This window comes from Kitasatospora sp. NPDC007106, assembly GCF_040634455.1.
Lineage (GTDB): Bacteria > Actinomycetota > Actinomycetes > Streptomycetales > Streptomycetaceae > Kitasatospora > Kitasatospora arboriphila.
Map to the genome: position 1 here is coordinate 1 of NZ_JBEYFP010000004.1, position 13,141 is coordinate 13,141.

Genomic DNA, 13,141 nt, shown 5'->3' on the forward strand with positions numbered 1-13,141 from the left:
GGCGCTCAGCGCGTAGGCGCAGGCCGCGACCACCATCACCCAGCCGGTGGCGGCGGCCCCCGCCAGCAGGCCGGCCACCGCCGGGCCGAGCAGCGCGGTGAGCGCCTCGGAGGTGCGCAGCACGCCGTTGGCGCCCTGTACGTCGCGGGCGGTCAGCGGGACGGTGGAGGCGGCGCCGGGTTGGAACATCGCTGCGGCGGTGCCGGCCACCGCGAGCAGGGCGTACAGCTGCCAGAGCCGGTCGACGCCGGTGAAGAACAGCCAGGCCATCAGCACCCGGGTGGTCAGGTTGAGCAGGTCGGCGGCGATCATCAGCCGGCGCGCGGTGAAGCGGTCGGCGAGCACCCCGCCGATCAGCACCAGGCCGGCGAAGGGGGCCATCAGGAAGGCCATGGCGTAGCCGACGCTGCCGAGCGGGTGTCCGGCGCCGATCAGGCCGGCCGCGACGGCGACCGGGAGCATGGCGTCGCTGAGCAGGCCGGAGCTGCGGGCGGTGAAGTAGAGCCGGAAGTTGCGGGTCCAGATGGCCGGTCCGGCATCCGGGGCGGGGGCGGTGACGGCCGGGGCGGGCGCGGGTCTCAGTTCGGGCACGACAGCAGTTTTGGTCCAGACCACTTCCGCGGGCCAGTGGTTTACGGGTCACAATGTGGCACCGCCCCGCACGAAGGGAGACCAGGATGGCAGGGGCCGCGCGGCAGCACCGGGTGGCGGTGCTCGCACTGGACCGGGCGATCGCCTTCGAACTGGCCATCCCGGCACGGATCTTCGAGTCGGCCAGGGGCCCGGACGGCGTCCCGCTGTACCGGGTGGCCACCTGCACCGTGGACGGCGGGCCGGTCGCCACCAGCACCGACTTCCGGGTCGCGGTCGACCACGGCCCCGAACTCCTCGCCGAGGCCGACACCGTGGTCGTCCCGGCGCAGCAGGACGGCCCCGGCGACGTGGTGGACGGTGTCCTCGACCCGCGGATCGCGGCCGCCCTGGCGGTGATCCGCCCCGGCACCCGGCTGGTGTCGATCTGCACCGGCGCCTTCGTGCTGGCCGCGGCCGGCCTGCTCGACGGCCGCCCGGCCACCACCCACTGGGCGTACACCGAGCGCTTCGCCCGGATGTTCCCGCAGGTGCGGCTGGACCCGGACGTGCTCTTCACCGACGACGGCGACGTGCTGACCTCCGGCGGGGTGGCCGCGGGCGTCGACGTCTGCCTGCACCTGGTGCGCCGCGACCACGGCAGCGCGGTCGCCAACGCGGTGGCCAGGACCTGCCTGGTGCCGCCGTGGCGGGAGGGCGGGCAGAAGCAGTACGTGGCGACGCCCGGGCCCGACCCGCTGCAGGGCGGGTCCGGCACGGCCGCCGTCCGCTCCTGGGCGCTGGAGCACCTGGACCGGCCGCTGCCGCTGGGCGAACTGGCCGCCCGGGCGGGCACCAGCGTGCGGACCTTCACCCGGCGCTTCCGCGAGGAGACCGGGAGCAGCCCGGGCGAGTGGCTGGCGCTGCAGCGCACCGACCTGGCCCGGCGGCTGCTGGAGGAGACCGACCTGTCGGTGGACCAGGTGGCCCGGCGGGCCGGGTTCGGCACCGCGGCCTCGATGCGGCTGCACCTGCGCGGCCGGCTCGACGTCGCGCCGAGCGCCTACCGGCGGACCTTCCGCACCACGGAGCCTGCGCCGCGCCGCTCGCCGGACGGTGCCCCGCCGCGCACGCCCCGAGCACGGCACGCCGGGACACCGCCCGAGCGGACGCGCGAGCCCTGAACCCGCGCGCCTGCGCTCCGCACTCGCCGAGGAGGCCTGCGGGCGGTCGGCAGCCGGTCCCCCTGATGTGCTGGCACCACCCGGGCTCCCCTCGGCGTCCCCTCGCGACGGAGCTGCACCCAAGCGTGATCAGTCGGATACGTCACGTCAATGGCTTGTCGTAAATTCGGCGAGGTTGCGGCGCATCGGCCGGAATGCGGAGCACGGCCGGGCCGGTGCGGACGGCCCGTGCGCCCCGGGTGCACCGGTGCGGGCGGCGGTCCCGGGCGGGGGCACGGCCCGCGGCAGCCGGGCGGTCAGAGCTGCCGGACGAGTCCGTCGAAGAGGGGCACCGCGGCCGGGACGGGCGCCTCGGCGCCCGGGTCGATCTCGCACCAGACCCGCTTGCCGGAGCCCTCCGGGTACCAGCCCCAGCGCACGCAGAGCAGCTCGACCAGCTCCAGACCGCGGCCGTTGGTGGCGTCCCGGCCGGCGTGCCTCGGGGCGGGCGCCGTCCGGCTGGCGTCGGCGACCTCGACCCGCACCGGCGATGAGGCGACGTCAGGCGACGCGGCGTCGGCCACCGGCATGGTGAGTCTCAGCACGGCCGGACAGCCGGTGTGCACCACGGCGTTGGTGACGAGTTCGGAGACGACCAGCACCAGGGTCTCGGCGATCGGCGCGTCCGGGTCGAGCCCGTGCCCCTGAAGCCTGGTCCGTACCCACCGGCGCGCCCTGCCGACCTCCGCCGGGTCCGCCTGGACCGCCAGCTGCACCTGAAGTACCTGCACCGCTCCACCACCCGCACTCGGTAATCGGCCACCCACACCCTGCCGCCCGGCCCGGGCGGCAGCGCCTTCATCACACCGGTCGGCCGGCCGCGCTCGGCCGGTCTGCCTGGTCGGATTACCCATGGCTTCGACACGAATACGCCTCAGGATGATTCGACCGGGTGGTCGCAGCAAGCGCTTCGGGCATATTCCAGCGATCGGGGGACAGCTCGGTGCATACTGTCCCGCTCACCCTGACGAGCGTCGCACCGACGATCGTCCGGCCGGGTCGGGGCCTGTGCACGAGCACAACGACGGTACCGCCAGAGCGGCCGTCCGGGGCGCCCGCCACGAGCGAACCACCCTTCCCACATCTGTCCGAACCCGCCGTCGCCGCCGGGGTACCGGCAGGATCTGACGGAGTGAAACTTCCCGGCCCCTCATTTCCGCATTTCACCCGGCGGGTGCGCGGTCTTGGATACCGTGGTCGAAGGCATGGCCCGCCGGCCGGCGTGCCCGGGCGGGCGCGGTGCGGCCGGCGTCGGCGACACGCCGGGGAGAGCGGGGAGGGACACCCTCGTGAGCAGAGAGCGCGGCACCGCATGAGCAGTTCCGACGAACGTCTCGCGCTCCGCCTCGTCCGCGGCGAGGAGACGGCGCTCGGCGAACTGTACGACCGGTTCGCGCCGCTCGTGCACGGCCTCGCGCTGCGCGTCCTCGACGACCAGGACGCCGCCGAACAGCTCACCCGCGACGTCTTCGCCCAGGTCTGGACGGACCCGGACCGCTGGCACCCCGAACAGGGCACCCTGCGATCCTGGCTGGGCCGGCTCACCCACCGCAGCGCGGTGGCGCGGCTGCGCGAGGGCTGCGGCGACGAGCACGAGATCGCCGCCCGGTCCGCCGCCGCCGGCGTCCACCACGCCGTCGCCTCGCTGCCCGACCCGCTGCGCGAGGCCATCGCCCCCGGCCACCACGAGGGCCGCACCTACCGGGACACCGCCCGCCGGCTCGGGATCGGCGAGAGCGCGGCCAAGCACCGGATGCGGCTCGGCCTGCAACTGGTGGCCGGCGAACTCGCGGCCTCCCACGACGTGGCCCGCGACGGCCGCCGCGGCGGCGTCCTCGGCGTCCACGGCGGCCACGGCGCCGTCCGCACGGGCAGCCACGCGGACGCCCGGGACGGCGCCCGTCCGGAGCCGGTCCCGGAGCCCGTACCGGCGGCCGGACGGCCGGGGCCGTGACGGCGCCCGGGCGGCACGAGGCGCTGCGCTCCCTGCTGGGGGCGTGGGCGCTCGGGGCCTGCCCGCGGGAGGAGGCCGCCGAGGTCGACCGGCACCTCGCCGGCTGCCCGGAGTGCGCCGAGGAGGCGGCCCGGCTGAGCCGTGCCGCCGCCGAGCTCACCCCCGACGAACCGCTCGACCTCTCGGCGACGCTGCGCCGCCAGGTGCTCGACTGGTGCCTGGGCCGCCGCCCGGCGGAGCTGCCGATCCCGGCCTGGGCGGCCCCGTACGCCGCGGAGAGCGCCAAGCTGGACGCCCTGCTGAGCGACCTCGGCCCGGCCGAGTGGCAGGAGGTCGCCGAACTGCCGTGGCACGGCGGGGTGCAGCGCTGGCGGGCGGCCGAGGTGGTCTGCCACCTGACCGCGGTGGACGGCTACCTCGCCCGCGCGGTCGGCCTGCCCGACCCGCTGGGCGGTGCCCGTCCGCCGGTGGTCGGGCGGCGTCCGCCGGCGCCCCGGGTGCCCGGGCGGGGCGGGCCCGCCGACGTGCTGGACCGCACCCTGGCCCTGATCACCGCGGCCGGCGGCGACGACCCGGAGCAGGTGCGTCTGCGCTGGCGGGGGCAGAGCCGGGAGCTGCTGCGGGCCGCCTCGGCGGGCGGCGGCGACGGCGGCGCTCCGGTGGACTACGGCTTCGCCGTGCTGCCGCTGCGCGACGCCTTCCTGGACCGCGCCTTCGAGTGCTGGATCCACGGCGACGACATCGCCCGCGCCGTGGACTACCCCTATCCGCCGCCCGCCCCGGCGCACCTGCACCGGCTGATCGACCTCGGCGCGCGGATACTCCCCCGGCTGTTCGCCGCCCGCCGGGCGCAGCCCGCCCCGGCCGGCTCGCCGGGACGCTCGCTGCGGCTGGTCATCGACGGGCCGGCGGCCGGCGAGTGGCTGATCCCGCTGGACGGGCCGGGCGGGCCCGCCGAGCCGGTCGCGGAGATGGCGCTGGACGGCCTGGAGTTCTGCTACCTGGCGGCGGCCCACCGCGACCCGGACCTGATCCCGGTCGGGCGGGAGGGCGACCGGGAGGCGATCCGGCAGGTGTTGCACGCACTGCCGCTGCTCTCCCGGCCCTGACGGGCGCCGGGGCCGCGGGCCGGGCGCCCGGGCGGGCTCAGGCGAAGACGACCGTGCGGCTGCCGTTGAGCAGGACCCGGCGCTCGCTGTGCCACTTGACGGCCCGGGCGAGCGCCTGGCACTCGACGTCCCGGCCGATCGCGACGAGCTGCTCCGGGGTCACGTCGTGGGTCACCCGGGCCACCTCCTGCTCGATGATCGGGCCCTCGTCGAGGTCGGCGGTGACGTAGTGCGCGGTGGCGCCGATCAGCTTCACCCCGCGGGTGTGCGCCTGGTGGTACGGCTTGGCGCCCTTGAAGCTCGGCAGGAAGGAGTGGTGGATGTTGATCACCCGGCCGGAGAGCTCCTTGCAGAGGTCGTCCGAGAGCACCTGCATGTAGCGGGCGAGCACCACCAGGTCGACGTTCTCCTCGGCGACCAGGTCCAGCAGCCGGCGCTCGGCCTCGGCCTTGGTGTCCCGGGTGACCGGGACGTGGTGGAACGGGATCCCGTAGGACTCGGTGAGCTCGCGGAAGTCCGTGTGGTTGGAGACCACGGCGGCGATCTCCACCGGGAGGGCGCCGATCCGGGTGCGGAAGAGCAGGTCGTTCAGGCAGTGGCCGAACTTCGACACCATGAGCACGACACGCATCCGCTCGGCGGTCGAGTGGATGTGCCAGTCCATGTGGAAGGAGGCGCCCACGGCGGCGAAGCTGGCCCTCAGCTTCTCCGCGGTGACCTGCCCGGCGGCGGAGAAGTGCACCCGCATGAAGAACAGCCCGCTGTCGGCGTCGCCGAACTGCTGGCTGTCGATGATGTTGCACCCGGTCATGAAGAGGTAGCTGGAGACCGCGTGCACGATCCCCTGCTTGTCCGGACAGGACAGCGTGAGGACGTACTGGGCGCCGGCCTTCTGCTCTTCCACGTGCGGGTTCCTCCACTCGCTCACGACGGACGGCCAAGCGTGTCACATTCCGGACGCCCGGCGCGCCGCTGACCGGACTGCGGGACGCCGCCGCGCGCCGGGCGGCCCGGTCAGGCCGCCTGCGTCATGATCCGCAGCACCTCCAGGCTGCGCGGCGGGGTGTCCGGGTCCTCGCCGTCGTTGACCGCGAACAGGACGTGGGCCTCCCGGGCGGCCGCGACCGCCTCGGGCCACAGCTGGTGCCCGAGGTAGGAGACGGCGGGGGCGTCCGCACCGACCTGGTGCAGCACCCGCAGGACCCGGAGCACCGCGGCGTCCAGGGCGGCGGCCTCGGCGGCGTCCCGGACGACGGTGCCGATGTACTTCTCGGCGGACCAGCGGTCCAGCCAGCTGTCCTCGACCAGGCGGTAGACGGCGTCGGTGACGTCGCCGTAGCCGTCCAGGCCGGCCAGCCAGGTGTGCTGCTGGAAGGACGGGTCGGAGAGCATGTGGAGCGCCGAGCGGATGCGGGCCCGCCAGCGCCACCACGGGAGATCGTTGAGCGGCATGCGGCCCATCGTGCTGGAGCGGCGGCCGCCACGAGAAGAGGTGTTGGCGGACCGATACGAAGAATCTGTGGAGTCGGACATCGTGCCTCGATCGTACGTGCCGCCACCGACCGCCGGGTCTACACGCGTCACCCCCCGGAGTTCCGCCTCCGTTGGCCTCACGTTCGCTTTTCGTCCCTCTCGGCGTGCGGACCGAGGTCAAGGCTTGATTTCGGCCGAATCACAGTGCGGCCGTGGGTGTGTACCCGGGAGGGGAGAGTCACCATGAGGCGGAACGGATCGCCCGACGACCATCGGCCCGCCGGCCGGCAGAGCACCGGACTCCGGCGGACCCGCCGCAGAGCGGGCGTCCTGGCCGCGGCGGCGGCCCTCGTCCCCGCGGTCTTCGCCACCTCCGCCTGCGGCGGACCGGCGGACGCCGCCTCTGCCTCGGGCGACCTGACCGTGATGACCTGGGCGCCCGCCGACACGGGCTCGGCGGACCGGCCCGGCATGACCGCGCTCGCCGAGGCGATCGGGCGCGAGATCAACGCCAAGGGGGGCCTGCACGGCCGCACGCTGCGCGTGCTGACCTGCAACGAGCACAACACCGCCGACGGCGTCACCGCCTGCGCCCGGCAGGCGATCGACGCGAAGGCCGTCGCGGTGGTCGGCTCCTACAGCCAGTACGGCGGCAGCTTCGTCTCCACGCTGGAGCAGGCCGGCATCCCCTACCTGGGCGGCTACGGCCTGTCGACGCCGGAGTTCAGCAGCCCGCTGTCCTACCCGGTGGCCGGCGGCACGCCCGCGCTGATCGCCGGCAGCGGCCGCCAGCTGGTCGAGGCGGGCTGCAGGTCGGTCGCGCTGATCCGCCCGGACACCCGGGCCGGCGACACCCTGGTCGGCTACCTGGACGCCGCGCTGCGGCCCGCCGGGATCCGGCTGACCGACGTCAAGGCGCCCGAGCGGTCCAACGACTACACGCCGATCGCCCAGAAGGCCATCGGCGACGACCGGAACGGCAACTGCGTCACGGTCGCGCTCGGCCCCGAGCCGACCTCCAACCTGCTGGACCCGTTCCGCCGGCTCGGCCCCAAGCACACCGTGCTGGCCTCGGTGATCGGCAGCTTCCAGCAGTCCGTGGTGGACTCCACCGGCGGCGACGGCGGGCCGCTCGGCGGCGCCTACGCCACCGGCTGGTTCCCGCCCGAGTCCTCGCCCGTCTGGGACGCGCTGCGCGGCACCGTCCGCACGTACGGCAGCGGCGACACCGCGATCGACGTCGCCGACCCCGGCGTGCAGACCACCTGGGTCGCCTACGAGGTGCTGCGGGCCGCCGCCAACCGGGTCGAAGCCGGCAAGCCGCTCACCGCCAAGACGCTGCGCGGCGTGCTGGACGGCGGCGACCCGATCGAGACCAACGGCGCCACCCCGCCGCTCAGCTGGGGCATGACCAACATGCTCGCCAGCGCGGACTCGCCGCGGCTGGTGAACACCTCGGTCACCTTCCAGCACGTGCAGGGCGGCCGCCTGGTCGAGCAGCACAAGGGCTTCGTCGACGTCCGCTGGGTGCTCGCCGGGGGCAAGGCCCCGTCCTGACGGCGGCGGGCACCCCGGCGGACGGCGAGGGGCGGACGGGATCACTCCCGTCCGCCCCTCGGCGTTCTGCGTGAGCTCCGGCCGCGGACCGCCGGCCCGCGGGGCTCAGAGCTCCGTCTTGTCCTTGGTCGGCAGCCCGGCCTGGCCCGCGATCGCGTTCCACAGCGAGGAGGCCTTGTCCTTCGCCCCGGTCGCCGTACCGCTGGCCTCGGTGGCCGTCTTCAGGTGCTGGTTGTTCTTGATCGCGGCCGGGTCGCAGCCCGCCGCGGCGTCGCCCGCCCAGGCCGCGTACTCGGTGTCCGCGGTGGCCGAGGCCTGCCAGGCCCGCTGCAGCTGGGAGGCCAGCTCCGCGCCGCCGGTCAGCTTGTCGACCTTCAGCGCGCCGAGCTTGGTCACCAGGCCCTGCCGCTGCGCGGCCGCGTCGGTCAGCGCCGCCCGCGACTCCGGCAGCTTGTCGCACTTGCCGACGGCCGCCACCGCGCCGACCACGGCCTGCCGGCTGGCACTGGCGGTGCCCAGCAGGTCGGAGAGCGCCTTGGCCTGCTCCTTGGCCTCCGGGGTCATGCCACCGGTGCCGGCGGTCGCCGGGGCGCCGCTGGACGCCTTGGCCACCGGCGTCGTCCCGGTGCCGGACGGGTCGTCGTCGCCACCGCTCATCAGCACCGCGACGAGGATGCCCGCCGCCGCGCAGCCCGCGATCACACCGCCGATGACGATCTTGTTGGACGGTCGGTTGGAGCGGGCGGCCGCCCGGCCGCCCGGCTCGCCGTGGCCGGGGACGGCCGGCGGCGCGGCCGGGGCCCCGGGGAAGGACTGCCCGCCGAAGGTCTGCTGGCCGCCGTAGCCGGGCTGCGGCACGGCCTGCTGCGGCTGCGCCTCCGCCGGGAAGCCCCCGCCGAAGGTCTGGCCGCCGTACGGCTGCTGCTGCCCGCCGAAGGTCTGCTGGCCGCCGTAGGACTGCCCGCCGTAGCCGGGCTGACCCGGCATCGCCTGACCCGGCGTCTGCGGGGCCCCGCCGACCGAGGGGTCCGCGGTCGGGTACGGCGGCAGGTACTGCGTCTCCGGCGCGTGCTCGACCGGGGCCGCGGGCTGGGCGGCGCCGGGCGGCGACCCCCAGTACTCGGGGCCGCCCTGGCCCGGCGTCGGCGGTGCGGCCTGCGGCACCGGCTGCTGGACGGGCGGCGCCTGCTGTGCGGGCACGCCCGGCTGACCCTGCTCCCCTCCGGACTCCGGCCTGAACAGATCGTCCAGATTGAAGTCGTTGGAGGAATGGGAGTGGGAGAAGCGGCGCTGGCTCAACGCGATTCCTCACCTGTGCCGCGCGCTCGCTGACGGCGGACCACAACTGCTCGACGACCTGGGTAACGCTGCATAGCACGCCCACGCTACCCGGTCACCTGCACGGGTGACTACGCAGGGAGGGCGTTCCTCACCCGCTCCTCACGAAGCGGGGGGCCCGCCGCCCCCTCCGCCGCTACGCCGCCTCCCCCGCGAGCCTCGCCTGGAACTCCCGGACGACCCGGTGCTCCCGGTACGGCTCCAGCCTGCTGCGGAAGTCGTGCAGGTACTCCACCCCACGGTTCGAACGCAGACCGCTCAGCAACCGCACGGCCTGCGTGCCCGTCTCGCAGGCCCGCTCGACCTCGCGCTGCTGCAACTGCGCCGTCGCCAGCAGGACGAGGTCCACCGCGCGCCGGCGCACCCGGCTCACCGGATGCAGTTCCAGCGCGGTGCGGGCGTACGCCTCCGCCTTCGCGCCCTGTTCGAGGTCCCGGTGGCAGTGCGCGAGCTCGTCGGCGAGGTACGCCTCGTCGAAGTGCACGATCCAGTCCGGGTCGTCCGCCGGGTTGCGGTGCGTCATCGCCTCCTGGGCCTTGGCCGCCACCGCCTCGCAGGCCCGGGCGTCGCCGAGCAGCGCGTGGCCGCGCGCCTCGGCGGCGTAGAACATCGCCATCGCGGTCGGGGTGGCGACCGCGCGGGCGCCCTCCTGGGCGGCCCGGGCGAGCTGGGCGATCTCCCGCGGGTTGCCGAGGGTGGCTGCCAGGTGGCTCATGGAGGCGGCGAGCACGTAGCCGCCGTAACCGCGGTCGTCGGCCGCCTGGGCCAGCCGCAGCGCCTGGATGTAGTAGCGCTGGGCCAGCCCCGGCTGGCCGGTGTCGACCGCCATGTAGCCGGCCAGCTCGGTCAGCCGCGCGACGGCGGCGAAGAGCTGACGTCCCGTCTCGTCCCGGTAGCCGCCGGAGAGCAGGTTGGACACCACGCTGTTGAGGTAGTGCACCACGACCGGGCGGACGTGGCCGCTGCCGAAGCGGTGGTCCAGCTCGACCAGCATCTGGGTGGTGGCCCGGACGGCGGCGACGTCGGTCGGGCCGACCCGGGTGGCGCCGGCCCGGGCGACCACCGGGTCCGGCGGGGTGATCAGCCAGTCCCGGCTGGGCTCCACCAGGGCGGACGCCGCCACCGCGGCCCCAGCCAGGAAGTCCCGCCGGCCGACGTCGCTGCGCCAGAGCTCGCAGACCTGCTCCAGCGCGGCGTTCAGGTTGGGCGCGAACTGCAGGCCCACGGCGGAGCTGAGGCCCTTGCCGTCGGCCATGCCGATCTCGTCCACGGTGACGCCGCGGCCGAGCTTGCGGCCGAGCGCCTCGGCGATGACGGCGGGCGCCTGGCCGCGCGGCTGCTGGCCGCGGAGCCAGCGGGCCACCGAGGTCTTGTCGTAGCGCAGGTCCAGGCCGTGCTCCGCGCCGCAGAGGTTGACCCGGCGGGCCAGGCCCGCGTTCGAGCAGCCCGCCTCCTGGATCAGCTGCTGCAAGCGCTCGTTGGGCTCTCGTGCGACGAGTGGTCTCGCGGCCATGGACTTCGCCTCCCCAACGCCCCCGGCCCTGACCGCGGGGCGACGATTCTGCTGCTGGTGCGTGCGCCGGCGGCGGGAGCGGGACCTGCCCCCGGCCGGCAACCCGGCGACACCAGCGGAATACCCAGGGTGACGCATCCACTCCCCACGCGCCCTGATGAATGCCCCTGTGCGCCCCCATTGCGCCCGTTACCGCCCCCGGAACGGCGGTCGACACGACGGCCGGCTCACCGTCGAGGGTGACATCGGCGGCGTCCTGCTGACCACCCGCCGTCCAGCCGTAACCGCCTTCACGCACGGTAGTTGAGCACCACGTGGACAACAGCCCAGGAGCCCGCGAGCAGGGTCCGCCCCCGCTCCTCATCGAAGCCGTCAGTTACGCGGAGGACCGCCACTGGGAGGTCGTCCCCGGCACGTGGCTGGTCGACGGCGACGGACCGGCGCACTGCTCGTGCGGCGACCTCCGGTGCGCGATGCCCGGCGCCCACCCGGCGGAGGAGGACTGGCGCCGCCGGGCCAGCGCGGGCCCGGGCGTGGTGCGCCGCTGGTGGACGGAGCGCCCCGAGGCCTCCGTTCTGCTGCCCACCGGGAGCTCCTTCGACGTGCTGGACGTGCCGGAGGTGGCGGGCTGCCTGGCGCTGGCCCGGATGGAGCGGATGGGGCTCCAGCTCGGCCCGGTGGTGGCCGTCCCGGCGGCGGCCGGGCGGGCCGGCCGCCGGCTGCACTTCCTGGTGCTGCCCGGGGTGGCGGCCAAGGTCCCGGAGATGCTCCGCAAGCTGGGCTGGGCACCCGGCCGGCTCGACCTGGTGGCCCGCGGCGAGGGCGACCACGTGGTGGCGCCGCCGTCCCGGATCGGCCCCTACGGCTTCGCCCAGTGGGCGCGCCCGCCGTCCGCGATGAACCGCTGGCTCCCGGACGCCGCCGAACTGATCAATCCGCTCGCCTACGCCTGCGGACGGGAGGCCCTGCAGCCGCTCCGGCCGCAGCCGGGGCCGGCCGTGGCGGCCGTCCGCTGAACCGGGTCTGACGGGAATTCACCCGTCCGCCGATCGCCGCCCTGCTCCTATCGGGTGAGGGCGGGAACCGCGCGACACCCTCGCGCGCATCCGGCGGGCCCCGCCCCTCACAGGGGGCGGGGCCCGCCTGACGCGTCTATGCCCTGAGGCAGGGGTGTACCCGCTGGTCAGCGCGGCAAGCCTGCTCGTTCGGGTGACAACTCTCAAGGATTGGCGGGACCTGCCGAGGGGAGAAATTCCGGCGGGAGGACGCACGGCGGCAACATGAGAGGGGGCACGGACCCGGGGGGCCGGGAGGGGCGTTCGGTCGGGGAAGCCGGACGCGGGGACGGGGGGATCGGGGGCTGCGGCACCGTCCCGGCTCGGGGTGGCCGGTGCCGTGGTCGTTCGGGGGAACAGGGAGGGAGCAGGGAGGGAACCGAGGGGGACGGGTGGGGCGCGCCAGGGGCCCGGTGCCGGGGAGCACCGGGCCCCTGATGCGGTGAGGAACCGCGGGCACGCCGAAGAGCGGCCCGGCGCACGTGGCGCGGCCGGGTCGCGGACCGGAGCCCGGGAACGGGCCCGGGGCCTAGGCCTGGGCGACGAAGACGTGGGCGGCGATGTCCTTGCCGAGTTCGGCCGCGCCCTCGCCGGCGCCGACCAGGACGCCGCCGGCGGCCGGGGCGACCTGGACGGTGGCGCCCGGACGGACACCGGCGCGGCGCAGGGTGCGCATCAACTCCTCGTCGGTCTGGATCGGCTCGCCGATCCGGCGGACGACCACGCTGGCGCTGCCGCTGCCGGCCACCGAGTCGAGGGTGAGCAGGGCCGCGTCGAAGCCCTCGCCCTCGGCCTTGGTGTCGCCGAGCTCGTCCAGGCCGGGGATCGGGTTGCCGTACGGGGACTGGGTCGGGTGGCCGAGCATGGCGAGCACCTTGCGCTCGACCGTCTCGCTCATCACGTGCTCCCAGCGACAGGCCTCCTCGTGGACCTGCTCCCACTCCAGGCCGATCACGTCGACCAGCAGGCACTCGGCGATCCGGTGCTTGCGCATGACGCGGACGGCGAGCCGGCGGCCCTCCTCGGTGAGTTCCAGGTGGCGGTCGCCCGCGACCCGCAGGAGGCCGTCACGCTCCATCCGCCCGACGGTCTGGCTGACCGTGGGGCCGCTCTGCTCCAGGCGCTCCGCGATGCGGGCGCGCATCGGGGTGATGCCTTCCTCCTCCAGTTCGAGGATGGTGCGGAGGTACATCTCCGTGGTGTCGATCAGGCCAGACATCGCCGCTGGTCTCCGTTCTTCGGTGTCCTCACCGCCAATTCTGGCGTACCGCAGTGTCAACAGGGGCCGGTCGTGGTACATGCCCGGCTCTTTTCATCGCTGTTGACAGCGGACCGCCGCAGGCAGCACC

12 protein-coding genes are annotated in these 13,141 nt (G+C 75.1%); 5 read left to right on the plus strand and 7 right to left on the minus strand.

Annotated elements, in window-relative coordinates:
• The coding region (locus ABZ641_RS00905) for an MFS transporter (RefSeq protein WP_359978151.1) at positions 1–591 on the minus strand (591 nt) is incomplete at its 3' end.
• Positions 592–677: 86 nt separating this feature from the next.
• Here ABZ641_RS00905 and ABZ641_RS00910 point away from each other — a divergent pair.
• A complete protein-coding gene (locus tag ABZ641_RS00910) occupies positions 678–1,754 on the plus strand; it encodes a helix-turn-helix domain-containing protein (RefSeq protein ID WP_359978154.1) in 1,077 nt (358 codons plus the stop codon).
• Between the two features lie 296 nt (positions 1,755–2,050).
• Here the strand turns inward: ABZ641_RS00910 and ABZ641_RS00915 are convergent, their stop codons facing one another.
• Entirely contained in the window at positions 2,051–2,524 is a 474-nt protein-coding gene (locus tag ABZ641_RS00915) for an ATP-binding protein (protein ID WP_344622498.1), read from the minus strand.
• 581 nt (positions 2,525–3,105) lie between these two features.
• On the opposite strand from ABZ641_RS00915, the gene ABZ641_RS00920 reads away from it, so the two are divergent.
• Complete coding sequence (locus ABZ641_RS00920; RefSeq protein WP_344622499.1) at positions 3,106–3,747, plus strand: sigma factor; 642 nt, start codon at positions 3,106–3,108, stop codon at positions 3,745–3,747.
• A complete protein-coding gene (locus ABZ641_RS00925; protein ID WP_344622500.1) occupies positions 3,744–4,856 on the plus strand; it encodes a zf-HC2 domain-containing protein in 1,113 nt (370 codons plus the stop codon). Before ABZ641_RS00920 ends, ABZ641_RS00925 begins: the two co-directional genes overlap by 4 nt.
• Positions 4,857–4,893: 37 nt before the next feature.
• Here the strand turns inward: ABZ641_RS00925 and purU are convergent, their stop codons facing one another.
• Positions 4,894–5,760, minus strand: coding sequence for a formyltetrahydrofolate deformylase (purU, locus tag ABZ641_RS00930; protein WP_344622501.1), 867 nt, complete (start codon positions 5,758–5,760; stop codon positions 4,894–4,896).
• Positions 5,761–5,870: 110 nt separating this feature from the next.
• Positions 5,871–6,308 (minus strand): hypothetical protein, encoded by a 438-nt coding sequence (locus tag ABZ641_RS00935; RefSeq protein ID WP_344622502.1) that lies wholly within the window; start codon positions 6,306–6,308, stop codon positions 5,871–5,873.
• A 264-nt stretch (positions 6,309–6,572) separates the two neighbouring features.
• Between ABZ641_RS00935 and ABZ641_RS00940 the strand changes: the two genes are divergently transcribed.
• Positions 6,573–7,886 carry an ABC transporter substrate-binding protein gene (locus ABZ641_RS00940; RefSeq protein WP_344622503.1) on the plus strand — a complete coding sequence of 438 codons (1,314 nt, stop codon included), beginning with the start codon at positions 6,573–6,575 and terminating at the stop codon, positions 7,884–7,886.
• Between the two features lie 105 nt (positions 7,887–7,991).
• On the opposite strand, the gene ABZ641_RS00945 is transcribed toward ABZ641_RS00940, so the two are convergent.
• Together ABZ641_RS00945 and ABZ641_RS00950 are read right to left on the minus strand one after the other, a co-directional pair.
• Entirely contained in the window at positions 7,992–9,086 is a 1,095-nt protein-coding gene (locus ABZ641_RS00945) for a hypothetical protein (RefSeq protein ID WP_359978161.1), read from the minus strand.
• Positions 9,087–9,360: 274 nt separating this feature from the next.
• Positions 9,361–10,737: a hypothetical protein gene (locus tag ABZ641_RS00950; protein WP_030268921.1), complete on the minus strand. Its 1,377-nt coding sequence runs from the start codon at positions 10,735–10,737 to the stop codon at positions 9,361–9,363.
• Positions 10,738–11,051: 314 nt separating this feature from the next.
• Here ABZ641_RS00950 and ABZ641_RS00955 point away from each other — a divergent pair, with 314 nt between their 5' ends.
• Positions 11,052–11,753: a bifunctional DNA primase/polymerase gene (locus ABZ641_RS00955; RefSeq protein ID WP_344622506.1), complete on the plus strand. Its 702-nt coding sequence runs from the start codon at positions 11,052–11,054 to the stop codon at positions 11,751–11,753.
• A gap of 568 nt (positions 11,754–12,321) precedes the next feature.
• Here ABZ641_RS00955 and ABZ641_RS00960 read toward each other — a convergent pair.
• Positions 12,322–13,011 carry a metal-dependent transcriptional regulator gene (locus ABZ641_RS00960; protein ID WP_030268918.1) on the minus strand — a complete coding sequence of 230 codons (690 nt, stop codon included), beginning with the start codon at positions 13,009–13,011 and terminating at the stop codon, positions 12,322–12,324.
• Positions 13,012–13,141 lie beyond the last annotated feature (130 nt).